The following is a 25558-nucleotide window of genomic DNA, read 5'->3' as shown; positions in this document are numbered from 1 at the left end:
GGGACCCCGCTTGCGGGGTGGCGCCGTCGCCGTCGTCGCCGATCCCTTCATTCATCCCCTGCAAGCCCAAATGCAGCCTAGTCCGGAAGGGCACCGAAGGGCACCGCCCCGGACGGACAACATGTGATCACCTGGACACGGGCGGCCCGTGGCTGAGGGGGGACCCGCGAATTGGTCCGTCTTGCACGCTCATGAGGACCGGGCTACATTGCGCGCCCGGCTCGTGACGCGGGGTGAGAAAGGGCCGCTCCGCTTACGCACCGATGCAACTATGTGCGCCCGCAGCAAAAAATGACGGACGCAAGCGCGAAATATTGCGTGAAACGCTCTTGACAATCGACGAGAGCAGCGCCAGCGCTCGCAATCTAACTTCTGAAAACAGTAATTTTCAGAAGTAAGGATATTGGGGGTATCCGTGCGTCCGATTCATCCAAAGCACTCGAAAATCCCCACACATCCCCGACCGAGTACCGTTTCCGTTTGGGCACTTGCGGCCCAGTCACTACGGCCGGAACGGCTGGATTCCGCTGCCGACGTATATCTGCGTGACCTGTCCGTCCTCGCCGGCTGAAAAGCTGACCGGTACATTGGGCGGAATGTCGGCCAGCTTCAGCGCCTTGCGCACGTTGCCGCGACCGTCGTCGATGAAAATGACGGTGTTGGCGTTCGCCTTGTAGCGCTTGCCGCCGATCATCAGCGTGCCGGACGCGCTGTCCACGCTGCCGACCGTGCCGCGCGATTCGTACAGCGACGGATTGGCGATCGGCGACAACGGTTCGGCGGCGTACGCGCCGCCGGTGGCCACGTACATCAGTCCTGCAATCAAGGCTTTCATCGTCAGTCCCTCAGTATCTCTTTCCACGACACGCGCCCGGAGCGCAGTCCGTCCGACACACGGCGTGTTTGCGCATTGCCGTCAGACCCACCCACGACCTGCTGCTTGCCCAGTTGCAGCGGACTGCCCGGCAGGCTGTCCGTGCTGTAACCGCTGCCGACCACCTTGCGGTTGGTGCCGTTGCCATTGGCCAGATTGACCTGGTCGCCTGCATCAACGCCGCCATCGCGGTTGAAGTCGAACACGTCGAAATCCTGGCGGCCGCCGGTGAACGGATTGACGCCCAGCACCCAGCCGCGACCACCCGGCTCGCAGGGATCGTCGCTCGGAATGAGGGTGCTCGCGAACAGCGTGCTGGCGCCCAGCACCGGTGCGAAAACCATGCGTTCGCCTTCGGCACCGGCGGTCGGCGAGGTCAGGTCGATGTACCAGCCGCGCTTGTTGGTCATCGTGCTGCCGCCGGTCGTGTCGCCGGGCTTGGAAATGACGCGATAGCGGTCGCCCTGCCCCGTCGCGCCCTCCTCCAGAATGACGCGTTGCGCCAGATTGCTGCGGCTGGCGATGGTGCTGCCGGTGTCGTTCAGCCCGTACCAGGTCTGCGTTGCCGTGGTGGACAGGTCGCCGGTCGACAGATAGCGGCCGGTGCCGAAGAACACCCACAGCTTGCGGTCGGCCGGATTGAAACCGACGCTCACGCCGCCGGTGATCGGCTGCACCGCGTTGCTCGCGCTGCGCGCAGTGAAGAGTGGATCCGGGGCCGCGGTGGTCCCGTAGGCGATCCGCCACTGCGCCGGCGCGGCATTGCTCAGGTCGAACTTCCACAGATTGCCGAGCAGGTCGCCGCCATAGACGAAATCGGTGTCGCCGTCGCGATCGACATCGACGCCCTCCACCGCAGCCAGACCGTTGGGTGTACCGCTGGAGCCGCGCAGCGTATCGATGCGCGCAAGCAGCGCGCCATTCGAAACATTCAGCACGAACAGCTCGGCGCGCGCGTTGGTGCTGTTATAGCCATTGCCGACGACGACCGCCCAGTTGCCGTCGTTGAGCCGGGTAATGACCGGCGTGCCGGTGGTCTGTCCCAGGCTGGTGTGCGTGTATTCCCACAGCACCTTGTTCGCGGCGAAGCCGTCCGGATTGGTGATGTCGAGCGCGTACACGCTCTTGCCGCCGCGACCCTGCGTGCCGACCAGCACCGTACGCCAGGCGCCGCCGAAATACACCTCCGCCACGACGGCCGAGCCATCGTTGATGAACTTGTGGGCGTAATCGGTGTTGGCCAGCGTTTTCATTGTTGCCAGCGCGCCGCTGGGCACGAAGGCGAAGCGCTCGTCACCGGTGCGCGCGTCGAAGGCGTGCAGCATGCCGTCGTTGGCCGCGACATAGACCATTTCGCGTCGCGATGCGACCGCCGCGCGGTGGTCCTGATAGGTGCTGGCGCCGGTCCAGCCGAAGCGGTCGAGTCGCAGATCGGTCACTGCGCCGACATAGAGCGGCGCCGAATTCACGATGTCGCCCAGCACCGATGAACGGTTGCGGTAGCCGCCGCCGTTGCGCGCCTCGCCGGAGGTCACGCCACGCAGGTAGTCGAGGATGGCCGATGACCCGAGTGTGGTTCGCTGCGCTGCCGTCAGGTTCGCCCACTGAAAGGGAATGCCGGCCGTGCCGGACCAGGTGTAGATGGAGCGGTTGGCCGGCGTCGGCAGGTGCTCGGACGCTTTCCAGCTCGGCGTGGTCGCCAGCGTGCCGTCGGTCAGGATGCGCGTCGCCCACAGGTCGCCTGTCCAGTCGCCACCGACGAATCGGGCCTGGAACAGCAGCGTGTTCGACGTGACCGACGTGCTGGTCGCGGAGACGGTGCCGCTCGAGGCCACCCGTTCGCCGATATCGGTCAGCATGGCCGACAGACCGTCGATGAACTGCGTCGGATTGGTCGCGTTCACGAAGCCGCCGCGGCCGTTCAGGCTGGCGTGCCAGAGGTCGTCAAGCTTGGCGGGCGAGCTCAGCGTCGGATTCGGCCAGCTCTTGGTGCCCGCGGTCAGCGCCGGCAGATCGGTGGCCGGGTCCAGCGTGCCGCTGGTGCCCAGCGACAGGCCGAAGGTGACCATGTGCTGCCAGTCAGCCGGGTCGCGCGTGCTGGTCGGCACGTTGTTGGCGATGCCGGTGCGCAGATCGCGCTTGTAGTAGTACATCGCGACGTCGGCCAGCGTGTTGCTGTGCGTGTCGCGGTAAGGCCGCGCTTCGTTGCCGTCAGCGTTCTGGCTGCCCGCCGGCAGCGAAAACGTGTCACCCCAGTAGCCGTCGGTGGTCAGGATGGTGAAGGACTGCCGGCAGGCCAGCGGATTGGCGTAGGCCGCGTCCTTCCACGGATCGTCGTTTCCTGTCTTGTTCTCGAAGTAGTTGCCGGCCCAGTTCAGCGCGGTGCGCAGCGGCGTGCCGCTGGTGCTGATGTCGGTTTCGAGCAAACGCTGGAACCAGGTTTCGCGATTGCTGCCGCTGAAGGTTCCGCTGGTCGGTATCAGCAGTTGCCCGTCGCCGTTGATGGTGCGGAAACCAACCCGGTAATTGGTACCGAGCTGGCCAAACGCGATCGACGCGCCGGCGCGTGCCGCAAGGATGCGACTGCGGTAGTAGCTGAACCAGTTGGCAAAGTTCTGCGTCTCCTGCGCGACCGTGCGGGTGACGCCATTCGGCCAGCTGAAGCTGGTGATCTCGACCTCCGCCGCGGTGACCGGGTCGCGCTTGTAGGCCCGCGTGCCGCGGATCTGATACTTCGTGTAATTGGCCGCACTGACCCGCGAGCCGCTGCCCCGATAGATGAAGAAGGTGATCGGCTGGAAGGTCTGGTTGCACGGCGGACCGCAGGCGTAGCTCGCGGAATTCTGGTTGGTGTTCGACGTGTTGGTGAACCAGTACGCCGATTGCGTCTGCGAGGCCGTGAGATTGAGCGTGCCGCGAGAGGTGTCGGACGGGTTGTAAGGTGCCGCCGTCGGGGACACGTCGCCGAAGCTGACGCCAGTGTGACGTATCCAGGGCTTGTAGGTCGTCTGCGGGTTGTAGAACACCGCGTTGTTGTCCGGCGACCTGCTGAAGAAGTTGTGGATGTTGTTGTCCTGGAAGGTCGGCACCTGCGAGGTATAGGTGCTGCCGCCGTACAGCCCGAACGGGATAGGAAACAGGTAGTAGGCGGAATAGAGGTTTTCGTCCGGCATGACCTCCCACTGCATCGAGCCGGAATCGTCGAGCAGGAACATCAGGTTGGGCGCGACCGCGCTGCCCACCATGATCGGTGCGTCAGCGATATCGACCGCCGCGCGCAAAGGCTGCCCTGCAAGGCAGGCCAGCAGCAGCGCAGCGAGGAAGCGGTAGAGGGCGGGAAGCGGGTGCATGGTCATGGCCGGTAAGTGGTCTGCAGCAACACCGAAGGTCGACCGGACACCGGTGCGCTGCGCGCCGTGATGCGATAGCGCGGTTTCAGGCAATCGGCGGCGATGGTGGTGACCGTATCGCAGTCGGGCGTGGACGGCCAGATGCCGAGATCCTCGATGATGTATTGCGGCGCCCCTGCCGCCTTGGCGCGCGTGTCGGCGTCGGCCCCCTCCCACCACACCGAGGCGTTGGCCCACACGGTGGCAGCCGCCTCCCAGCGATTGGCGAAATCCTCGGCACCCGGCGCCGGCTTCGGATAGAGGCCGCTGACCGTGCCGTCGAACGGTCCGGCCGTGCCGGTGGCGAGCAGCGCCTCCGCTTCGCGCAGCGCCGATTCGGCGGCTTGGAAGGCGATCGCGCGGTCGTACAGATTGGCACTCATGCGCTCCTGCATGCCGGTGCCGCGCATGCTGGCCAGACCGAGCAGCGTGATGGCGATCAGCAGCATCAGCGCCACCACCAGGGTGACGCCACGTTGCGCATGCGGCTGACGGACGCTCATGACATCCGGTTCCTGAGCGTGACGACGTGCGTCATCGTCCGGCGCACGCGGTCGGTCACTGCTGCGGGGCGATCCGGTTCCTCTATCGTCAGACGCATGCGGACACCGGTGACCGCATTCCAGTCGGTGACCGCCGATGCGGCGACGTAGGCGCTGCCGCCTTCGATCAGGTAGTCGAGCTGCAGGTCGATCACGCCGTCGAGTACCTCTTCGGTCACCAGCGACAGCGTGCCGGCCTCGTTCTGCGGGGCCACGCGATAGAGCGACCGCGATGTCGTCGATGTGCGGCCGGTGTTTCCCACGTACCACGCCAGGGACTCGAGTCGCATCACCACGGCGTTCGCCTCGAAGCGGTAGGTCTGACCGGTTTCGCTGCAGTCGGGCGGATTGGCGAAGCCGAGACCGCGCGAGCAATTGCCCGGTGTGCCGCCGGTGCCGTGCGACACCGTGCTCGCGTCGGCCGCCGACACCTGGAAAAGGCTGGCCTGGCTGAAATTGCAGACAATGGCCAGATCGCCGGCCGACAGCGCGCTGTTGCGCGGACTCTGCGTCAGCAACTGGCTGCCGGTATCGTGACTGGCCACCGTCTGCGGTTGGCTGCCGCTGCGCATGATGTGCAGCGCCGCGGTACCGGCCACGCGCTGACCGACGCCCGAGCCGAAGGTGGCGCCAGCGAAGGCGTCGCTGCCGCCGTAGCCGCGTACGCCGCCGTTCCACTGCGTCCACCACAGCGACGACGAATTGGTCAGCACATTGACGAACTGCAGCGCGCCGCCGCAGGAATTGAGCCCGGCTTCGCGGATGTCGCGCGCGAGCAGCTCGAACGCAGTGCGTGTCGATTCCTGGATGCGCGACAGACCTTCGGTCGTGTCGTAGGTCTGCCGGTTGCTCAGCATCAGCGCGATGGCGGCACCGATGATGAACAGCCCGAGCGTGAGCGCGATCATCAGTTCGATCAGCGTGCTGCCGCCCTCCCCCCGCGTACTCACAGCCGCGCCTCGATGCTGAAGGTCTGGTTGCTCAGGCCACCCTGCACCCGGCTGTCGTCCCAGCGCACGCTGATGACGCAGCTCGCGGCCGCCCCTGCGCTGCAGGTCACGCCACCACAGGCGGACGGTCCCATGCTGGTCTGCAGATCGGCCAGCCAGGCGGCGAGCTGGACTTCCGGAAAAGTGGAGCCGCCCGGCGACGCGCAGTCGTCGTCGAGGGCGAGGTTGTAGCTGCCGGCGCGCGCCGCGGTGACGTCGGCGCGCAGGCGGTCGATCATCGTATAGGCGGCCATGACGGCCGCACTGCGCTCGTAGGAGCTCTGATTGGAACGCAGCGAGGCCATCTGCAGCGCGGCCATGCCCAGCATGCCGATGGCCAGCACGAAAATGGCGACCAGCACCTCGATCAGCGAAATGCCGGACTGCCCGGAAGGCGCGCGCATCAGACGTCCTCCGGCGCCGCACAGGCGGCCGAGGTCGCGCGCGCCACGCTGACGCGGCTGCCGCCGCCCAGTCTGACGTCGCGGGCGTTCTGCTGGATTGTCGCCGACGCCTCGCACAGCCGCAGCGTGGCCGTCTGCAGCAGGGTCTGGCCGGGCGCGCGCGCCAGGCCGTCCGGCCGAAAAACGATGCGGTTACCGGCGCCGGACAGCGCATTGCCTGCGACGGTCTGAAGAAGGTTGCCGTGAAAGGCGTGCGTGCGGATGAGCACCTCGTCCGGGTTGCTCGCCGCGTTCGGGTTGTAGGTGCCACTGGCGTCGGCGTCGACGAAGACCATCCAGCCGGCCCAGCGCCCGCCGCCGGCCACGCAGCCGGTGGCCGCGGCGACCGTGCCGCCGTCGGTCGCTGCGCGGCAGAGGATGACGCGCCGGTTCACGCGGATCGCTTCGGTCCGTGTCTGACCGAGTGCGGCGACCAGTTCGTTCGCCTCGCTGGCCAGACGGTTGAGCATGATCAGCGACTGGAAGGACGGCACCGCGAACGCAGTGATCACGGCCAGGATGGCGACCGTGATCATCAGTTCCAGCAGCGTGAAACCCGACTGTGGATGGGGGCCGGACATGTGAGACGAGGTGAGGGACGATCAGTCGTATACGGCCTGCCCACCTTGCAGCTTGAGCGTCCCCTGGCCGGCGGCACGCCGTTCCGTGTCAATTTCGGTGTCTGCCACTCACTTCCAGCAGGCGGACACACCGGCCGCGGTCGAACAGCGCGCCGCCGAACCGGACGCACCCTTGGTGCCGGTCTGGTCCAGCCTCAGCACGCAACCGCACTTGTTGTCGTTGTTCAGCTGGGCGTTGAGTGGCGTGGCCGTAATTGCGAAGGCGCGCGGCGTGTCCTCGTCGATGTCGGACGCGAAGGTATAGAAACCCGCCAGGTCGGTGACACACTGCCGCGTGTTCAGGTTAGTGCCGCCGCCGACGTAGGACAGCGTGGTGGTGAAAAAGCGTTCGAGCGACTGCGCCTGTTCGGACAGGCAGGCGGCGGCCGTCGCGCGCCGGCTGTCGATCACGTACTGCGTGTAGTTCGGATAGGCGATCGCGGCGAGGATGCCGATGATGGCGACCACGATCATCAGTTCGACCAGCGTGAAGCCGCGCTGCAGGCGAGTGTTGTTGGACGTGTTCATCTGTATGTATTCCGTGTCAGTCGGCAATCAGTTCGCGCCAGGAAATCCGGCCGAAGCGGTCGGGCAGGTAGAGACGGGGACACACAATCCCGCCGGAGCACTTGCGTGGCGGTTCTCCGTTCGGCCCTTGCCCCCCTGTGTTACCCGTACCGCTACCGCCTGCGCCAAGATCCGACGTGTTGATCAGCGCGTCGGAGGTGCCGACGCCGGAGCCCCCGCTGTGATTGCCTCCGCCGCTTCCGCCGGAACTGGAACTGCCATCGCGCACGAAGATGGGGCTGGACGGCATGCCGTCTATGCGCAGAGCGCTGACGTAGTAGTTGACCGTCGATTCCCCCGCAGTCACGGTCACCTGATCACGTCCTGCAATCACCTCGGAGTCAAATCGCCCACCGGTATAGGGGTTGATCGCCATGAACCAGCCGGACCCGCCCGGACTGCAGGGATCGTCGGCCGGGATTGCACTCGTTGCAAAAAGTGCCCCACCGAACGCTTGCACGCCAAAAATGATGCGTTCGCCGGCCGCGGTGCCGCTCGGCGGAACCAGATCGAGATACCAGCCTTTGCGAGTGTAATTGCCATCGGCGTCCGTGACCTCGGCGCCCCCTACGGTATCTCCTGGCGCGGAGATCACTCGCACGTCAAAGCTCGTTGTCGTCGTCTCGGTTTCGCCGCTGGCATTCTCCGTTTCAGTCTCTGACGTCTGCCGGGTTTCGACGAGAATGACCCGCTGCGCCAGATCCGAACGGCCGCTCACCGGTGTCGTGGCGACGTTCGTGTAATTGTCGTAAAGGCCATACCAGGTCTGCACAGCGTTGCTGGTGCGATCGTCGTTACCGAGGAACTTGCCTGTTCCGAAAGACACCCAGCGGGTGCTGTTGGACGGATCGAGCAGGAGTTCGACCTTTGAGGTGATCGGTTGCGGCGTACCCGATGCGTCCCGCGCCCTGAACAACGGCAGCGGCGACGTGGGAGTTCCGAAAGACACTTTCCATTCTGAGGGTGTGCTGGACGAGACATCGAAACGCCACAGATTCCCGCGCAGGTCGCCGCCGTAGATGTAGTCGACATCACCGTCGTTGTCCTCGTCCCATGGAGTGACTTCGCCCAGCCCATTGCTGACGCAAGGGTCGTCGGTCTCCGGGCAGGCTCCGGTATCGATCTTCCTGATGAGTGCACCGGTGATCGCATTCACTACGAACAGGAAGCCCTTGTACTCGTTGCTGTTGTAGCCATTGCCCACCAGTACGGCCCACTCGCCGTTATTCATGCGGGCAACAACCGGTTTGCCGGTGAACTTGCCGAAGTCGGAATCCGAGAACTCCCACATGACCCGGCGGCCTGCAGCGTTCGTTGTCGGGATGGTGGGGTCACTGACATCGAGCGCGTAGAGCTGGCGCCCTCCTCGGCCGGTGGAACCTACCAGGACGGTGCGCCACGCCCCCACGCTGCCCGCATCGTAAACATCCGCTACGGTCAGTGCTCCGTCGTTGATGAACTGGTGAGTGTAGTTGGGGCTGGTGAGCTGATACATCTGGGCCAGCGACGAGGAGGGCACGTAGGCGAAACGTTCGACACCGGTGCTCGCAACGAAGCCGTGCAGCATGCCGTCGTTGGCAGCGACATAAAGCATGGGGGTGCGACTTGCGCTGAGGGTACGGTAAGTCTGATAGCTCGATGCGCCCGTCCAGGCAAAACGCTCGTAGGCGAAGTCCTCCGGCTCCCCCACGTATATCGGCGATGAATGAACGATGTCGCCGATCAGCGAGGACCGGTTGCGGAAGGTGCCCCCCTCGCTCGATTCTCCGCTACGCACCCCACGCAGGTAGTCAAGCACGGCGCTGCTGTTGCCGAGCGCCGCCTTTTGGTCCGTACTCAGTTCGCTCCACACGAAGGGCACGGCGGTGCTTCCATTGCGCGTATATATGTTGCGACTGGCAGGGGCAGGTACCTGATCGCCGGCTCGCCACTCCGGGTTGGTCGAAATATCGCCGTTACTGTCAATCAGGAAGGACCATACGTCACCGGTCCAGATTTCGCTGGTGAATCGAGCTTGAAAGACCCGGCTACCCTGACGCAACTGCGTAGCCGATACACCCAGATTGGAGGACGACGCCGTCCGCGCGACGATGGTATCCAGCGCGCCCTTGAGGCCGTCCGCAAATTCCTGTGGATCGCCCGCGTTGACGAACTTGCCTCGCCCGTTGATCGTCGCGTGCCACAGGTCGTCGAGCTTCCCGGCATCCGTCGAAATGCTTGGCCAGGAAATTTCGCCGGAGGTCAGGCGTGGCAGATCGGTTGCCGTATTCAGCGAACCGGTCAGACCGAAGGACACACCGAAGGTGTTCATGTGCTGCTTGTTGTTGCCGTCCTCTGGGGTGGTCGGCACGTTGTCCTCGATGTCGGGCTGCAGATCGGTGTCGTAGTAGTACATCGCAATGTCCGCGAGTGTCACCGATTGTGTGTCTGCGTAGGGTCGGCCCTTGGTGCCGTCGGCATTGCCCGCGGTGGCGTAGACCGTGCTGTTGTCGTTGTAGTAGCCGTCGGTGGTCAGGATGGAGAAACTTTGGCGGCAGCTGAGCGGTGCGCCACCGACGTTCGGCCCCCATGGGGCAGCCGTCTTGAAGTAGGCGCCTGCGTTCCACAGCGATACGCGCAGCGGTGTGTTGCCGTCGGCCACGGCGTCGAACAGGCTGCTGAAAAAATTGCTGCGATTGGTATCCGAGAAGGTGCCGTCAGTCGGGATGTCCAGCCAGCCGGTACTTCCGTTGATGGTGCGGAAGCCGACGCGATAGTTCTGCCCCAACGTCGAAAAGGCGTAGCTCACGCCGCTCTTTGCCGCATTGATACGGCTGCGGTTGTACGTATACCAGTTGGCAAAGTTCTGCTTTTCCTGGTCCAGCGTGCGCGTGATGCCGCCCGCCCAGCTGAAGCTTGTCACTGCTGTTTCGGTGCCATCCGCCATATCCTTACGAGTGGCGGCAGCGCCGACGATGCGGTAGCGGTAATAGTTCGCCCGCTCGTAGATCGATCCTGTGCCCTTGTGGACGAAGAAGGTCATCGGCGCGTAGGTCTGGGCGCAGGTGTCGTCCGGTTGCGTATTGCCATCGGGCCCGTCGGGGCAGGAGAAGGTGCGCGGGACCGCCGTTGAACTTGCGGAGAAAGTCGTGACCGTAGTGTTTGTCCGCCAGCGGAAGGTGTGGGTCTTCTCCGTCGTAAGATCAATCGTCGTCGCGGACCCGGGGCGTATCGGCGCGGCCGTCGGCGAAGATTGGGCATAGGCGGTTCCGTCCGCGTTCGTCCAGGTACGGTAGGTGACATTGGGGTTGTAGTAAATGCGGTTCAGCGACGAGGACCGAAGGGCCAGATTGAAAATATTCAGATCGTCGTAGTCCGGCATGTAGACGCTGGTGCTGCCGCTATTACGCATCGCCAGCTCGAAGTCCCAGATGTCGCGGAAGTAGTCCGGCAGCGTCTCGTAGAGCATCGACCCCGAGTTGTCGAGAATCATCATCACGTTCGGTGCGGCCGTAACGTTCAGCACCAACGGCTGGTTCGAGATGTCGGTTTGCGCCTTCGCGGGCGACGACACGGCAAGGGCGGCTACAAAGGCTGCGCTCAGCTTCCCGGGGCGCCCGCAGGAACGGAAAAAAACGGCGGTCATGATGAGTACTCCGGTAGGGTTCAGGGCCGGTAACTTGTTTGAAGAATCACGTTGGGCATGCCTTCGACAGGCGGCATGCGTGCGGTAACGCGATAGCGCGGGCCACGACAGTTTGTGCCTCCTTTCCGGCCACAGCCCGTTCCGTCCTCGGATTGCCCCATGTATTCAATGATGTACTCCGGACGTCGGTTAGCCCCGCCCAGTCGCGCTTTCATGTCATCGTCGACACTGCCCCACCAGGTCGTGGCTGCCGCCCACTGCGTACTCGAATCCTTCCAGCGTTCGATATAGCTGACAGTCGCAGAGGCCGGCGTCTCGCTCTCCGTCTCGGACGGCGCGGACTCGGTTGCAGATGGCCCAGGGGCCGCGCAGCTCGGCGGTATGCCATTGGGGGGACAGTAGAAACCATTGCTGTTGGTCACTACGGTGCCGGCAGAAATCCTCGCCTCCGCCTCGCGCAACGCGGACTCAACGGCCTGGAACGCCAGGCTGCGGTCATATAGGTTTGCGCCCATGCGCTCCTGCATGCTCGCGCTGCGTATGCTGGCCAGCCCGAGCAATGTCATCACGATCAGCATGACCATCGCGATCAGCAGTGTTGCACCTCTCTGCCGCGACCTGAATGTGAATGGGACTGGATATTTCATGGCACGCGATTCCTCAGATTAACCACGTGTGTGAGCGTGCGGGTGAGTCTGGGGCGCGAGGCGTCAGTCGTCGTACCCGCCTCGGGCGACTCGATCGTCAGTTGGATCTCGATGCCGGTGACCAAACGCCAGTCTTCAACCTTCTCGGTACCGGTGCCCGATGCAAATCGATAAAGATTGTCACTGTCATACATGTAACGCATTTGCATGTCACGTACGCCCTCGACCACCTCCTCCGTCTGCACTGACGCGTTTCCGGCCCCGTCAGAGCGGATGCTGATACGGTAAAGCGACGTCGGGCTGCTCGTGGTTCCCGTGCGGCCATTGTTGCCGACATACCAGGCCACAGGTTCAAAGCGCATCAACTGCGCTCCCGGCTGGAAAATCCGCGTCACCCCCGGCGTGCAGGTCGGACGCACCCCCATGGCATCCGAGCAGTTACCCGGCACGCCTGTCTCGGCGGCATGTGCGACGGAATTTGCGCTGGCGTCGACGCCACTGGCCTGGAAGATCGTGGTGTCCTCGTAATCACATATCACGAGCAGATCACCCGCGACGAAACCGTGCGGCCGTCCGTTCGGCCTTTCCAGCGCAATGGAGCGAGCCGGAACATTCACGCCGGCAAGCGTTGCCGGAGCGCCACCGATGTTATGAACCTTCACCGGCAATGCGGTCGTCGCTCCATGCATCACCTCGATCATGTCCGTACCATCGACTCGTTGCCCCTCCGCAGGGCCCGTAGTCACCGCCGACGACGCCTCGTTACCGTCGTAGCCGCGCAGACCGTCATTCCAGTTCAACCACCATAAGTTGTCCGGATTTCGGAGCAGATTCATCACGCGGACGCCGCCGCTACACGCGTTGATGCCAGCAGCACGAAGGTCGCGTGACATCAAGTCGAAGGTGATACGCGTCGCTTCCTGCACGCGGGCGAGTGATTCTGTAGTGCTGTAGGCCTGTCGGTTGCCAAGCATGAGAGAGAGTGCACCGACCGATAAGATAAGGCCCAGCGCCAGCGCGATCATCACCTCGACGAGCGAAACCCCCGCCTCTCTGTTTGCGTGCCGACTCATATGCGTACATCCACTTCGAATACCTGCGCTGAGGCACCGCCACGGACACGGCTGTCATCCCAGCGCACGGAAATGCGGCAGAACACCGGGCTGCCCGCACAGTTGATGCCGCCGCACGCGCCTTCGCCCAGGTTTGCAGACAGCTCGCCGAGCCAACTCCGGACATCCAGAGATACCCGGTCATTTCCCTCGGGTACCGTGCACGCGCCCGTCGGAAGCGCACGGTTGTAGCTACCGTCCCGCGCCCACGCCTGATTACTACGTATGCGTTCGACGATTGAACCCGCAGATATCACGGCCGCGTTGCGCTCAAAGGCGCTTTGGTTGGCCTTCATCGCCATGGTCTGCATGCCGGCGATGCCAAGCATGCCAAAGGCAAGCACGAACAGCGCAACCAGCACTTCGATCAACGATACGCCGCTCTGCCGAGACGCCTTGATTGAACAGATCATGCGCCCTCCTCCGTAGCTTCTGCTTCCTCAGCAGCGGCAGCCGTCCCGCAGGTCGTATCACTTGCACGTTCGACTGCCGTACGAGTACCCGATCGCAATGTCACCCGGCGCACGTTATTCGACGTAAGCGTTCCGCTGCTGTCGCAAATATCTATCTGGGCGTTTTGGAGGGCAGTGGGCGCGGCAAGAGGTCTTGCCAAGCCATCAGGGCGAAACACGATGCTATTGCCGGAGGCCGCCAATTGAGCGTCCGAAATGATGTTCAGGTTCGACGGTGCCATCTGTGTACGCAAGCGCATCTCCGAATCACAAGCTCCTGTCGCGGTAGTTATGCCGACAAGTACCACCCATCCCTCCCACGGCTGTCTGTCATTCGTATTCACGCAGCTCGCCGCTCCGTCGCTGGCAAAAGTGGCACGACAAAGCCGCGCTGAGCATTGTGTTCGCACCGCCTCGGAACGCGCGAGATTCAGTCCCGCGAGCAGTTCGTTCGCCTCCGACGTCAGTCGGTTTGACGCGATGAAGGTCTGGAACGCAGGCAGCGCGAAGGCTGAAATGATGGCGAGCAGCGCCACCACGATCATCAGTTCGATCAAGGTGAAGCCGTGCTGGGCTGACCTGGCAGGAATCATGAGCTGCACGTCCATGCGGAGAATTTGTGACTTGAGGTTAAATCAGCGCAGCGTCAATCTCGACCCGTCGATGACGAACGGCAGAAGTCACCGCCCGAACGGCGCCGCGCCGACCGCTCGCGTGAAATGCGTCACGCGCCCGCGCCGCCCTGCTCTGCTGCACAATGCGCACCGGACATCACACGCCCTCTCTTCATGACGACGCCCGAACACGCCACCGGCGGCAAGCTGACCGAGCATCCGCTGCGCTACAAGCTGAACAACGAACTGCACGCGCGCCCGCCGGTGCCGGTCGCGCATCCGCAACTGGTGTCCTATGTGGCGCTGATGCATGACGGCGTGCGCGAGGACGACGAAATTCGTCACCTGCAGGCATTGGCCGACGCCTACGCGCGCCCGCTGCCGCTGGCCGAAGGCGGCCACCTGCAGCTCGATCTCGGCGACTTCAAGCTGAAGTGGGAGCGCCACAACGAGTTCTCCAGCTACGCCTTCTTCCGCACGCCATCGGACGGTGAGGACTGCGCCCGTGGCGCGCTGGCCTCGGTGCCGGCGCACTGGTTCGACGGCCTGCCGGGTTCGCTGATGGTGGCCACCCATATCGAATTGCGCTCCACGGCCGAACTGCCGCCGCGCAGCGTGATGGACAGGCTGATCGCCAGCGGGCGGCAGGCGGTCGGCGCCCAGGTGTCGGACGGTGCCGCCTGGGTGTTCACCGACTTCATGCTGACCGACGGCTGGTCGCGCTACACGGTGCTCGACGAGCGGCTGACGCCGCGGCAGGCCGGGCGCACCGTACAGCGGCTGCTGGAGATCGAGACCTACCGCATCATCGCCCTGCTCGCCTTTCCGGTGGCCAAGGACGTCGGTCGCCTGCTCGGTCGCGCCGAGGGCGAACTGGCCAATCTGATGGACGGCATGGGCAGCGCATCCAGCGCCGAGGACGAACGCAGCGTGCTGTCGCACTTGACGCGCCTCGCGGCAGAAGTCGAGCACTCGGTCGCGCGCACCACCTTCCGCTTCGGCGCTGCCCAGGCCTACTACCGGCTGGTACGGAGCCGCATCGCCGAACTGCGCGAACAGCGCATCGAAGGCTTCCCGACCATAGGCGAGTTCATGGACCGCCGGCTTGCGCCGGCGATCTCCACCTGTGAGGCGATCGCCCGACGCCAGGACGATCTGTCCGGCCGGGTCGCGCGCAATTCACAACTGCTGCGTACCCGGGTCGACATCGAACTGCAGCGGCAGAACCAGGAACTGCTGGCGCAGATGAACCGGCGCGCGCGTCTGCAGTTGCGCCTGCAGGAAACAGTCGAAGGGCTGTCCATCGTCGCCATCACCTATTACGCCTCGCAACTGGTGCAGTACCTGGCCAAGGGCGTGAAGCATCTGCTGCCGCTGAGCCCGGAGGCGATCACCGCGATCTCGATTCCGCTCATCGCCGGTCTTGTCGCGCTCGGCCTGCGGCGCATGCGCCGCAAGCTCGCGGCGGAAGAAGGCGCGCACTGAGCGACCGCCCCTGGATCGATGAGCTGTGACCGAGCCGGTCACGGCACCCACTGCCGGCGATGCGTTCGGCATCGGTGCGCGCGCACCGACGGTGTGCGTCGTGCAGCGGTCGACGTGACCTTTTCCGCGCAGGAATGCAGAAGGTGACGGGTGGCCTGCCTCTTGCATGAGCGCGCACATGAATACGCTCACGCTTCCAGACCCGACCGCGCAGGCACCCGTCCGCATGCGTCTCCCGCTCTCGACTTCGCTGCACGGCGCGCTTGCCATCGTGCTCGCCTTTGCCGCCGGCTGGCTCGCCAGCCTGTCGGGCTGGGCGGCGACTGCTGCGCCGCCGGCGCTCGCTGCAAGCGTGTTCTGCCTGGCACTGCAACGCCGACGCGAGGCGCGCGCCCAACAGGCCCTGACCCGTTTCGCCATGGCACTCGAAAGCGGTGACCTGACCGCCCGTCTGCAGCCCGGCAGCATCGACGCCCCGGCGCTGCTGGAGAGCATGAACAGCATGGCGCGCTCGTTCGTCCGACTGATGACTCGACTGTCGCGCGCGGTACGCGAGCTGGAGCACTCGGCGCGCGAGAGCAGCGCCAACGCCCAGGCCGGCGACAACGGCGTGCGCTCGCAGCGCGAAGTCACAGTCGGGTCGGCTGCCACGCTGGAACAGCTGTCGACCAGTCTCGCCCTCAGTTCCGAACAGGCGGGCGACGCCGCCGCAATGGCGCGTGTCGCGCACGAGGCGGCCGGCGACGGCATGCGCACCGGCAGACAGCTGGGCCATCGCATGGATGACATCGCCGCCGACATGCAGACGGCCGGTGAGCGCATGACCGGGCTCGACGCCTGCTCGATCGACATCGGTGGCATCGTCGGCACCATCGCCTCAATCGCCGAAAAGACCAATCTGCTGGCACTCAATGCAGCGATCGAGGCAGCGCGCGCGGGTGAGGCCGGACGCGGCTTTGCCGTGGTGGCTGATGAAGTGGGCAAGCTGGCCGGCCTGACCCGCCAGGCCACCGACGAGGTTCAGGCGCTGATCGAGCGCCTGCAGGGTGAAGTATCGGCCGTCAGCCAGGCATTGCGCACCGCCGGCGACGAAGTCGCGCAGGGCGCGGCCGACACGGCCACGGTGCTCGCCGGCCTGCAGCACATCGCCGCCCAGATCGACACCACGCTGCACGCGGCGACCGAGATCGCCCAGGCCAGCATCGAACAGAGCCGCGCCGCCGAGGCCTTGGCGCGCGACGTCGAACAGGTCGCCGACCTCGCCGAACGGAACGAGCACCTGGTGCATGACAACCAGGAACTGTCGGGCTATCTCGAACAGATGGCCGGACAGCTCGGCGACACGCTCAAAACCTACCGCTTCGAGCCGACATGCTGAACGCGCTCCTGATTTCCTCTGTGCTGGTCGTCGCCCTGGCGCTGCTGTCCTGGCACCGTCGCCGAACGGCCTCGCTGACTGCGCATACGGCATTGCGTGCGCTCGACGACTGTGCGCTGCTGCTGCAGCTGGTGCGCACGCTGCAACAGCACCGCGGCATGAGCGTCGCATGGCTGGCCGGCGATGCCAGCTTCGCCCCGCAGCTGCGGCAACGACAGCAGGAGATCGATCGCTGCATCGCGGCGCTCGACGGCACCGTGCGCGCCGAGGAGGCGATGCCGCGTGCCTGCCTCACCCACAACGAACTGATGGTGTTCCGCTTCCAGTGGCGCGAACTGATCGAGCTGCTCGGCAGTGGCGAACTGTTGCCCGAACAGAGCCTGAGCCGCCACGGCCAACTGGTGTCGCGTGCGCTGGAGTGGCTGGACGCGCTGGGCGAAAGTCGGGTCGAACTGGGCGCGGCCGGTCGCGTCGACGCGGGCCGCGTACGCAACCACGTCGCGAGTCTGCCGGCGCTGGCCGAATACCTCGGTCAGGCCCGCGCCATCGGCACCGGCGTCGCGTCGCGCGGTCAGTGCGCACCGGTGGCGCGCGTACGCCTGATGTTCCTCGCCGCACGCATCGATGCGCTGGTCCGGCAGGCACTGGCTGCGGCCGACGGCAGCCGCGCCGCGATCGAGGCCGGACGCACTGTGGGCAGCATGATGACGACGTTGCGCCGCAATCTGCTGGGCGAGACAGGCGGTATCACCGCCCAGGTCTGGTTCGCCGAAGCGACCCGCGCCATCGACAGCGTGTATGCGTGGGTCGATGAGTGTGGTGTCGAACTGCGGCGGGAACTGCAGGCGCCGACACCGCTGCTGCAGGCCACCATGGCGGCGCACTGAGGTTCGTGCGCCAGGACGGGCTGCGGATGTGCTCGAAGCGCCCGTCGGCAGCCTGATCAGGCGCGCTCTTTTGTGGGAGCCGCCTTGCCGATGCAGACCATCGGCCTCGGCTCGGGCAGCAACCGGCGAGTGCTTCTTGTGGGAGCGGCCTTGGCCGCGACGCGGCTGACGCAGACCGCCGGCTTCGTCTCAGGCATCCGTCGCGCTCAGCAGAGCGCTTCCATAAACCGCGCTAATCCAGCTCTCTCAGCCGCGCGAATGCCTCTTCCAGCCGCTCCACGGGTATGACGGTCAGCCCTTCGATCGCCTGTTTCGGTGCGTTGGCGCGCGGGATGAGCGCATGCGTGAAGCCGAGCTTGGCCGCTTCGCGAAGGCGTTCCTGACCGCGCGGCGCGGGCCGGATTTCGCCGGCAAGGCCCACTTCGCCGAAGGCGATCAGTTTGGCTGGCAGCGGCCGGTTCTTCAGCGACGACACGATGGCCAGCAGCACGGCCAGATCGCCCGCCGGTTCGCCGATCTTGACGCCACCCACCGCGTTGACGAACACGTCCTGGTCGGCGCAGGTGACACCTGCGTGCCGGTGCAGCACCGCCAGCAGCATGGCCAGGCGTGCGCTGTCGAGACCGACGGTGAGCCGGCGCGGATTGCCGTGCGCACTATCGACCAGCGCCTGTATTTCGACCAGCAGCGGTCGTGTGCCTTCCTGCGTCACCAGTACGCAGGAACCGGGCACCGGCTGCGCGTGCTGCGACAGGAACAGCGCCGACGGATTCGATACGCCGCGCAGCCCGCGCTCGGTCATCGCGAAAACGCCCAGTTCGTTGACCGCGCCGTAGCGGTTCTTGAAGGCGCGGACCAGGCGGAAGCTCGATCCGGTTTCGCCTTCGAAATAAAGCACCGTATCGACGATGTGTTCGAGCACGCGCGGCCCCGCCAGCGTGCCTTCCTTGGTCACGTGACCGACCAGGATGAGGCTGTGCCCGGCCTGTTTGGCCGCACGCGTGAGCTGGGCCGCGCATTCGCGCACCTGGGCAACCGAACCGGGCGCCGACGTGAGCTGTTCGGAATAGACGGTCTGGATCGAGTCGATCACCACCACGCGCGGTCGCGTATCGTTCAGCGCGGCGCCGATCTTTTCCAGATTGATTTCGGCCAGCAGCTGCATGCCGGCCGGGTCGAGCGCCAGCCGCTGCGCGCGCAGCGCCACCTGTTCGCCCGATTCCTCGCCGGTCACGTAGAGCGCCGGTACACGCGGCGCGAGCTGGGCCAGCGCCTGCAGCAGCAGCGTTGATTTGCCGATGCCCGGGTCGCCACCGATCAGCACCACGCCGCCCGGTACCAGGCCCCCGCCCAGCACACGGTCGAATTCGTCCAGCCCCGTGGGCAGGCGCGGCTCTTCGCGCGGCCGGATGTCGGCCAGCGCCTGTACTTTCGCGGTGCCGGCGAGCGAGGCGAAGCGGTGCGCGCCGGTGCCCTGCTCCGGCACCGTTTCGACCAGTGAATTCCAGGCTTTGCAGTCGGCGCACTGGCCGGCCCACTTCGGGCTGACCGCACCGCATTCATTGCAGACGTAACTGGTTTTCGGCTTTGCCATCGAGGTCAGCGGGCGAGCGCGACGGTCGGCTGCGGCTCGTTCAGTTCGGCCGTACCGATCTCAACCGCCGGCACGCGCAGGGCCAGCGCGCACACCAGTTCATAATTGACGGTACCCGCGCGCAGGGCGACTTCGTCCAGCGATACATGCTCGCCCCACAGTTCGACCACGCTGCCGAGGCCGGCTTGCGGGATGTCGGTCAGGTCGACGGCGATCATGTCCATCGACACCCGGCCGACCAGCCGGCTGCGCACACCATCGACCGCCACCGGCGTGCCGCTCGGCGCGTGACGCGGGTAGCCGTCGGCGTAGCCGCAGGCCACGGTGCCGACGCGCATCGAACGCTCGGCGGTGAACATGCCGCCGTAGCCGACGCGGTCACCCGGTTGCAGGTGCTGCACCGCGATGACCCGCGCCTCGAAGCGCATGACCGGCTTCAGGCCGATGTCGGCTGCCGTGGCGTGGGCCGTGGCCGGGCTGGCGCCGTACAGCAGGATGCCGGGGCGCACCCAGTCGGCGTGCGTCTGCGGGAAGCGCAGCAAGGCCGCCGAATTCGCCATCGACACCGGACCGTCGAACTGGGCGGCCAGCGGTGCGAAACGCGCGAACTGGGCATCGACACCGCGCTCGCCGTCGGCGTCGGCAAAATGGGTCATCAGGCCGATCTGCCCCGCGTGCGGCCATGCGCGCAGGCGCGCCAGTGCGGCCGGCACCTGGGCCGGCGTAATGCCGAGCCGGTTCATGCCGGTGTTCACCTTGAGGAAGAGCGGAATGCGCGCGCCGGCCGGCAGTTGCGCCGATTCGAGCCAGTCGAGTTGTTCCAGCGTGTGCACCACGGTGGACAACTTGCGCGCGGCGATTTCCGGCAGGTCCTTGGCGCCGAAGAAACCTTCGAGCAGCAGGATGGGCTGCGCAATGCCCGCCTCGCGCAGGCGGACGGCGTCCTCGAGGTCGAGCAACGCGAAGCCGTCGGCCAGCGTCGCCAGGCCGCGCGCGATGCGCATGATGCCGTGACCGTAGGCGTTGGCCTTGATCACGGCCCACATCTTGGTGCCGCCGGCAAGCTCGCGCGTGCGCAGGTAGTTGTGGCGCAGCGCATCGAAATCGATGCAGGCGTGGATGGGACGGAAAAGCGGAAAGGGTTCGGTGTAGTGCGGGCGCGACATGAGGGGCGTTCGGAGGGAACTGCGAGCTGCGAAGCCCCGGATTGTACTATCGGCGCTGCGACAGCCGGGTTGCCGCGAACTCGCCGAACTGTTTCGCCATATATGTACGGAAGCGTTCCGACGGGTACAGCAGCGTCATGTGCCGTACCAGCCGCGGGCGCAGCGGCACCGCCACCAGCAGTCCGAGACTGGTTTCGTGGCGGATGGCGGCCTGCGACAGGATGGCGTAGGCCAGCCCGCGCTCGAGCACGCCCTTGACCGAGGACAGGCGGTCGAGCTCGAACGCCAGTGGCAGCTTGGCCGGATCGACGCCGCCGCGCGACAGGTAGTTCTCGAGCAGCGCACGTACGCTGCCCGCGTCGCGCCCGGCACAGGGGTGCAGCAGCAGGTGTTCGGGCGTCACTTCCTTCAGCTTGGCGAGCGGGAAGTCGGGCGAACAGACGACCACCAGCTCGTCCTCGGCACACGGTTCGACCATCACCTGCGAGCCGCCGCGCCCGAGACCTTCGACGATGCCGATGTCGAGCACGCGCTGGTCCACCATGTCCTCGATCACATCAGGGTTGTCGACGGTCAGGCGCGGCACCACGTTCGGATGGGCGATGCGGAATTCCGCCAGCACCGGCGGCAGATGGTATTCGGCGACGGTGGGCGTGGCGCCGATCAGCAGGTGGCCGCGCAAGTCGGTGGCCATCGCCTGCAGTTCGTTCTCGAGATTGGCGAAGAGGTCGAGGATGCGGTCGGCGTAGTCCTTCACCTTGACGCCTTCGGGCGTCAGCGACACGCGGCCGTGGGCGCGCTCGAACAGCCGGGTGCCGAAATGCTCCTCCAGCTGCTTGATCTGGAAAGTGACCGCAGGCTGGGTCATCTGCAGCAGTTCCGCCGCGCGCGTGAACGACATCTGGCTCGCTGCTGCGTGAAAGACTTCCAGCCTTCTATCGGGCATTTTTCCCTCTATATAAGTGACGCCTGCCCTCGTGGTTATAGACCAAGTTGGGGGTTGGCGGGTAAACCAAAATGCGTCAGTGGACGCGATGCGACAGCAGCGCTACGGATGCCGAAATCGTGTTGCGGCGCGACAGGATACGCTTTGTGACACGAAGCGCGGGGGCGGCAAGGGCGTCAAGGGGTTCATGGTATAAAGGCGCACTTTTTTCGCCCGGCCGGCGGCCTGATCCGGCTGCAGACGTTCGATGCCTTTCGGCTTCTACATCATCATGGCGGCGCAGTTCTTTTCCGCGCTCGCCGACAATGCCCTGCTGGTCGTTGCCATCTATCTGCTGAAGGACATGCAGGCGCCGGGCTGGCAGATTCCGCTGCTCAAGCTGTTCTTCACCATTTCCTACGTGGCGCTGGCCGCTTTCGTCGGCGCCTTCGCCGACTCGATGCCGAAGCGGCGGGTCATGTTCATCAGCAACATGATCAAGGTGGGCGGCTGCGCGCTGATGTTTGGCTGGGTGCACCCGCTGTTTGCCTACGCCGTCGTCGGTCTTGGCGCGGCCGCCTATTCGCCGGCCAAGTACGGCATCCTGACCGAGTACCTGCCGCACCGTCTGCTGGTCGTCGCCAACGGCTGGATCGAAGGCCTGACGGTCGGCGCCATCATCCTCGGCGTGCTGATGGGCGGATTGCTGATCGATCCGTCGCTGAGCGCGCGCCTGCTTGCCATCGACCTGCCGCTGATCGACACCGGCCTGGACACCACGGTCGAGGTCAGTCTGATCATCGTCGGCGGACTGTACGCACTTGCAGCATTCTTCAACCTCTACATTCCGGACACCGGTGTACCGATGAAGCCGCTGCACGCCAGCCCGGTCGCACTGCTCGGCGACTTCAGCCGCTGTTTCACCGGTCTGTGGCGGGACAAGCTGGGGCAGATTTCGCTGGCGGTGACCACGCTGTTCTGGGGAGCGGGCGCCACGCTGCAGTTCATCGTGATCGACTGGGCCGACCGCGCACTCGGCATGGGTCTGTCCCAGGCATCCAAGCTGCAGGGCGTGGTGGCGGTGGGCATTGCCATCGGCGCGGTGATGGCAGCGCGCCGCATTTCCCTGCGCGCCTCGGTACGGGTGATTCCGCTCGGCATCGCGATGGGCGTACTGGTGCCGCTGATGGTGCTGGTGAGCAATCTGTGGCTGGCGGTACCGCTGCTGGTGCTGATTGGCGCCTGTGCAGGTTTCTTCGTGGTGCCGATGAATGCGCTGCTGCAGCACCGCGGCCACATGCTGATGGGTGCCGGCAATTCGATCGCCGTGCAGAACTTCAACGAAAACCTGTCCATCCTGATCATGACTGGGCTCTACGCCGCGCTGCTGGCGGCCGGCCTGTCGGTCTACATCGTCATGATCCTGTTCGGCGCTTTCGTCGCGGCGACCATGTACGCGGTGCGCAAATGGCACCACGCCAATCAACGCCGGCACGACGACGTCGCGCAGCTGGACGACGGCGCAATCCACTGACCGGCGCCGTCGGATCGCAGTCTAGGGTCTGTTGCCATTGAATCGCCGGGCGCGCGATTCAATGTCAGCTGACCCTAGCCGCGCGGCACCCAGGCACCGTCGTCACGACGACAGGCCGTCCCTTTCGACGTATCGCTGCGACCGTTCGCCTCGCCGCGCAGCGTGTAGCTGCGACAGCCCTCCCCACTTGCCTTGCCCGGCGTCAGCGTGTAACTGACGCCTTCCGACAGCCAGCGCACCGGCTTGCCATTGTCGGCCAGTTCGAGTGCGTGACCGATGCAGGCGCGGTCCGCCTCGTCGAGGTCACGGCCGATGCGGGCACCGATCAGCGCGCCTATCGTGGTGCCGAGCACGATGGCAACAAGGCGGCTGTCGCGGTCCGATACCGCCGAGCCGACCAGACCACCCACCGTCCCGCCAAGTGCCGCGCCGACCGCTTCGCGGTTGCAACGGCCGGAGCGGATTCCGTAGTCGTCGTTCCACTTGTAGCCGGTATAGCCGACGTAGTGCGGATCGTTCTTCTTGCGCCAGCCGTGCGCCGGCGCATGGGCCGGCGGCTGGGCAAGAATCGGCGCTGCAAACGCGGTCAGACTGAGGGCGATCGCGAAGTTTCTGAGGGTGGACACGTGGGGACTCCGGATGAAAGTGGCGCGATGCTAGCGCCGGCCTGATACCGACGCTGTCAGACGACGCTGGCACGCGCGAAGCACAGATCTTCCCAGGCCCGCGCCTTGTCCTGCGGGTTACGCAGCAGATAGGCGGGATGGTAGGTCACCACCACCGGAACGCCCTTGCGCTGGAACAGACGGCCACGCGCAGCGGCAATCTTGATCTCGCCGCCGAGCAGCGTCTGTGCGGCAGGCCGGCCGAGCGCGACGATGATGCGCGGCCGGATCAGTTCGATCTGGCGATCCAGATAGGGGTGACAGGTCGCGATCTCGTCCGCCTCGGGTGTGCGATTGCCTGGCGGCCGGCATTTCACCGCGTTGGCGATGTAGACCTTGTGGCCGCGCGCCAGCCCGAGTGAGGCCAGCATCGCATCGAGCAGCTTGCCGGCCTGGCCGACGAAGGGCTCGCCGCGCGCGTCCTCTTCCGCGCCCGGCCCCTCGCCGACGAACAGCCAGTCGGCTTCGCGGTCGCCCACGCCGGGCACCGCCTGCGTGCGACGCTCGCTCAGGCGGCAGGCCTGGCAGGCGCGAATGCGCTGTTCCAGTTCGTCCCAACCCAGGCCCTCGGCCGACACGGTAGTGGATGGCTCAGCGACCGGCGTCACCACGGGCGCGACAGGTCGCGCAGGGGCAGCGTCGACGCGCACCGGAGCGGCCGGCGGCTGTGCCTCGACCGGTGCCTGTGCGTTCGGCAGTGCCTCCACCGTGGTCAGCTGCGGCGACGGCGAAGCGCGATCGCGCCACAGCGGTGCGATGCCCATTTCGCGCAGTATCGAATCGCGGCGGCTCATCGCGGTGACCTCATTGCATCCATGTGTCGTCCAGTTCTGCGCTCATCACGATGGCGTCCTCGCGACCGTCCAGCGCCGGGTAATAGCGTGGGCGCCGCCCTATCGGCTGAAAGCCGGTGCGCTCGTACAACGCGCGCGCGGCCACGTTGGACGGCCTGACTTCGAGAAACATGCGTGCCGCACCATGGCTCATCGCCTCGCGGCCAAGGTGAGCGAGCAGTCGCCGACCGAGCCCGTGGCACTGATATTCGCGTGCCACGCTGAGATTCAGCAGATGGGCCTCGTCGAGCACGCACATCATGACCGCGTAGCCTGCCATCGAGCGCCCCTGCCACATGACGCGGCAGCAGTAACCGGCACTCAGGGAGTCGGCGAAATTGACGCGCGTCCACGGGAAATCGAACAGCGTGCGCTCGATGCGTGCCACCTCGTCGAGGTCTTCGTCGCGCATCGGCGCGAACGAAGTAACCGTGCCGAAGCTGACGCCCGCCGCCGCCATCAAGCGCGGCCTCCCGCGGCCAGTCGTTCGGCCGTGGTCTGGGCCACCTTGTCGCGCACATACAGCGGCGCCGCCAGCGCTGCATCGACGGACAGCCCCGCGGCCAACCGGATCGCCCCGAGCCGGGCGATATCGCGCGCATGCACCGCGGCGGTGGCATCGATCGAGGCGAGATCCGTCGTCCACGCCAGTTGAGCAAGCGGTGCCAGTGCGAAACCGCTGCCGCAACCGTTCCAGTGCGCCGGGCCGTCCGGCGGTGGCGGCAGGCTGTCGGGCGGTCCGACCCGGATGTCGGTGCGCGCCTCGACCTGCCCGCCCCGCACCTCGCAGGCCACGCTATAGACCTCGCTCATGCGCGCATCGACGCAACACAGATGCAGCCCGTCGCCACGTCCCAGCGCGAGCGCATCGAGCGTCGGCACCGGCACCAGCGGCAGCCCGGCGCCGAGCGCCAGTCCCTGCGCCACCGACACGGCCAGCCGCAGGCCGGTGAAACTGCCCGGGCCGGCGCTGAATGCGATCGCATCGAGCTGGTTCAGTGTCAGGCCCGCCTCGTCCAGCAGTTCGCCCACCCAGCCGAGGATGAACTGCGCGTGCGTGCCCGGTGTTCCGCCCTCCCGCGACAACATGCGGTCATCGAGGCGCAGCGCGACGGAGGCGATTTCAGCGGACGTTTCGAGAGCAAGCAGCTTCATGCAGTGCAGCAACCGGGGGCAAAGGCGAATTGTAGGGGCTTCTGTTGCCTGCGGCGCGGGCG

The 25558-nt window shown here is 65.7% G+C and carries 23 protein-coding genes; 4 read left to right on the top strand and 19 right to left on the bottom strand.

Annotation, left to right across the window (positions count from 1 at the left end; translation table 11 throughout):
• Positions 1-502: 502 nt before the first annotated feature.
• The 12 genes from IV112_RS11585 to IV112_RS11530 all read right to left on the bottom strand — a co-directional run bounded on the left by IV112_RS11585 (position 503) and on the right by IV112_RS11530 (position 13868).
• The gene (locus IV112_RS11585; RefSeq protein ID WP_304003661.1) at positions 503-835 is read right to left on the bottom strand and encodes a hypothetical protein; all 333 of its coding nucleotides are present in this window, start codon (positions 833-835) and stop codon (positions 503-505) included.
• 2 nt (positions 836-837) lie between these two features.
• Positions 838-4224 (bottom strand): pilus assembly protein, encoded by a 3387-nt coding sequence (locus IV112_RS11580; RefSeq protein WP_304003660.1) that lies wholly within the window; start codon positions 4222-4224, stop codon positions 838-840.
• 2 nt (positions 4225-4226) lie between these two features.
• Positions 4227-4766, bottom strand: coding sequence for a pilus assembly PilX family protein (locus tag IV112_RS11575; RefSeq protein WP_304003658.1), 540 nt, complete (start codon positions 4764-4766; stop codon positions 4227-4229).
• Positions 4763-5755 (bottom strand): hypothetical protein, encoded by a 993-nt coding sequence (locus IV112_RS11570; RefSeq protein WP_304003656.1) that lies wholly within the window; start codon positions 5753-5755, stop codon positions 4763-4765. Before IV112_RS11570 ends, IV112_RS11575 begins: the two co-directional genes overlap by 4 nt.
• Complete coding sequence (gene pilV / locus IV112_RS11565) at positions 5752-6198, bottom strand: type IV pilus modification protein PilV (RefSeq protein WP_304003655.1); 447 nt, start codon at positions 6196-6198, stop codon at positions 5752-5754. Before pilV (IV112_RS11565) ends, IV112_RS11570 begins: the two co-directional genes overlap by 4 nt.
• A complete protein-coding gene (locus IV112_RS11560) occupies positions 6198-6818 on the bottom strand; it encodes a GspH/FimT family pseudopilin (RefSeq protein WP_304003654.1) in 621 nt (206 codons plus the stop codon). Before IV112_RS11560 ends, pilV (IV112_RS11565) begins: the two co-directional genes overlap by 1 nt.
• 108 nt (positions 6819-6926) lie before the next feature.
• Positions 6927-7385: a type IV pilin protein gene (locus tag IV112_RS11555; protein WP_304003652.1), complete on the bottom strand. Its 459-nt coding sequence runs from the start codon at positions 7383-7385 to the stop codon at positions 6927-6929.
• Positions 7386-7401: 16 nt separating this feature from the next.
• A complete protein-coding gene (locus tag IV112_RS11550; protein ID WP_304003651.1) occupies positions 7402-11049 on the bottom strand; it encodes a pilus assembly protein in 3648 nt (1215 codons plus the stop codon).
• Between the two features lie 20 nt (positions 11050-11069).
• A complete protein-coding gene (locus IV112_RS11545) occupies positions 11070-11696 on the bottom strand; it encodes a pilus assembly PilX family protein (protein WP_304003650.1) in 627 nt (208 codons plus the stop codon).
• On the bottom strand, positions 11693-12769 hold the full coding sequence (locus IV112_RS11540) for a PilW family protein (protein WP_304003649.1): 1077 nt from the start codon (positions 12767-12769) through the stop codon (positions 11693-11695). The genes IV112_RS11545 and IV112_RS11540 overlap by 4 nt, the downstream gene beginning before the upstream one ends.
• Positions 12766-13221: a type IV pilus modification protein PilV gene (pilV, locus tag IV112_RS11535; protein ID WP_304003648.1), complete on the bottom strand. Its 456-nt coding sequence runs from the start codon at positions 13219-13221 to the stop codon at positions 12766-12768. The genes IV112_RS11540 and pilV (IV112_RS11535) overlap by 4 nt, the downstream gene beginning before the upstream one ends.
• Positions 13218-13868 (bottom strand): GspH/FimT family pseudopilin, encoded by a 651-nt coding sequence (locus IV112_RS11530; RefSeq protein WP_304003647.1) that lies wholly within the window; start codon positions 13866-13868, stop codon positions 13218-13220. The genes pilV (IV112_RS11535) and IV112_RS11530 overlap by 4 nt, the downstream gene beginning before the upstream one ends.
• Before the next feature lie 180 nt (positions 13869-14048).
• Between IV112_RS11530 and IV112_RS11525 the strand changes: the two genes are divergently transcribed.
• From IV112_RS11525 to IV112_RS11515, 3 genes are all read left to right on the top strand, one after another.
• A complete protein-coding gene (locus tag IV112_RS11525; RefSeq protein ID WP_304003646.1) occupies positions 14049-15359 on the top strand; it encodes a DUF3422 family protein in 1311 nt (436 codons plus the stop codon).
• Positions 15360-15537: 178 nt separating this feature from the next.
• The gene (locus IV112_RS11520) at positions 15538-16737 is read left to right on the top strand and encodes a methyl-accepting chemotaxis protein (RefSeq protein ID WP_304003645.1); all 1200 of its coding nucleotides are present in this window, start codon (positions 15538-15540) and stop codon (positions 16735-16737) included.
• Entirely contained in the window at positions 16731-17624 is an 894-nt protein-coding gene (locus IV112_RS11515; protein ID WP_304003644.1) for a nitrate- and nitrite sensing domain-containing protein, read from the top strand. The genes IV112_RS11520 and IV112_RS11515 overlap by 7 nt, the downstream gene beginning before the upstream one ends.
• Before the next feature lie 232 nt (positions 17625-17856).
• Here the strand turns inward: IV112_RS11515 and radA are convergent, their stop codons facing one another.
• From radA to IV112_RS11500, 3 genes are read right to left on the bottom strand one after another with little or no spacing between them, the layout of a single operon-like run.
• Complete coding sequence (radA, locus tag IV112_RS11510; protein ID WP_304003643.1) at positions 17857-19218, bottom strand: DNA repair protein RadA; 1362 nt, start codon at positions 19216-19218, stop codon at positions 17857-17859.
• Between the two features lie 5 nt (positions 19219-19223).
• The gene (gene alr, locus IV112_RS11505) at positions 19224-20384 is read right to left on the bottom strand and encodes an alanine racemase (protein WP_304003642.1); all 1161 of its coding nucleotides are present in this window, start codon (positions 20382-20384) and stop codon (positions 19224-19226) included.
• A gap of 46 nt (positions 20385-20430) precedes the next feature.
• A complete protein-coding gene (locus IV112_RS11500) occupies positions 20431-21330 on the bottom strand; it encodes a LysR family transcriptional regulator (protein WP_304003641.1) in 900 nt (299 codons plus the stop codon).
• A 247-nt stretch (positions 21331-21577) separates the two neighbouring features.
• Between IV112_RS11500 and lplT the strand changes: the two genes are divergently transcribed.
• On the top strand, positions 21578-22843 hold the full coding sequence (gene lplT / locus IV112_RS11495; protein ID WP_304003640.1) for a lysophospholipid transporter LplT: 1266 nt from the start codon (positions 21578-21580) through the stop codon (positions 22841-22843).
• 74 nt (positions 22844-22917) lie between these two features.
• Here the strand turns inward: lplT and IV112_RS11490 are convergent, their stop codons facing one another.
• Genes IV112_RS11490 through tsaB form a run of 4 tightly spaced genes read right to left on the bottom strand, consistent with a single transcriptional unit; the run spans position 22918 to position 25496 of the window.
• On the bottom strand, positions 22918-23469 hold the full coding sequence (locus IV112_RS11490) for a glycine zipper domain-containing protein (protein WP_304003639.1): 552 nt from the start codon (positions 23467-23469) through the stop codon (positions 22918-22920).
• A gap of 56 nt (positions 23470-23525) precedes the next feature.
• On the bottom strand, positions 23526-24302 hold the full coding sequence (locus IV112_RS11485) for a uracil-DNA glycosylase (protein ID WP_304003638.1): 777 nt from the start codon (positions 24300-24302) through the stop codon (positions 23526-23528).
• Between the two features lie 10 nt (positions 24303-24312).
• A complete protein-coding gene (gene rimI, locus IV112_RS11480; RefSeq protein ID WP_304003689.1) occupies positions 24313-24801 on the bottom strand; it encodes a ribosomal protein S18-alanine N-acetyltransferase in 489 nt (162 codons plus the stop codon).
• A complete protein-coding gene (gene tsaB, locus IV112_RS11475; protein ID WP_304003637.1) occupies positions 24801-25496 on the bottom strand; it encodes a tRNA (adenosine(37)-N6)-threonylcarbamoyltransferase complex dimerization subunit type 1 TsaB in 696 nt (231 codons plus the stop codon). The genes rimI and tsaB overlap by 1 nt, the downstream gene beginning before the upstream one ends.
• Between the last annotated feature and the right edge of the window lie 62 nt (positions 25497-25558).

Origin of the sequence: Methyloversatilis discipulorum (assembly GCF_018780585.1) — a bacterium.
Classification (GTDB): domain Bacteria; phylum Pseudomonadota; class Gammaproteobacteria; order Burkholderiales; family Rhodocyclaceae; genus Methyloversatilis; species Methyloversatilis discipulorum_B.
The sequence above is the reverse complement of the archived record's forward strand: the minus strand, read 5'-3'. Positions and strand labels throughout refer to the sequence as shown.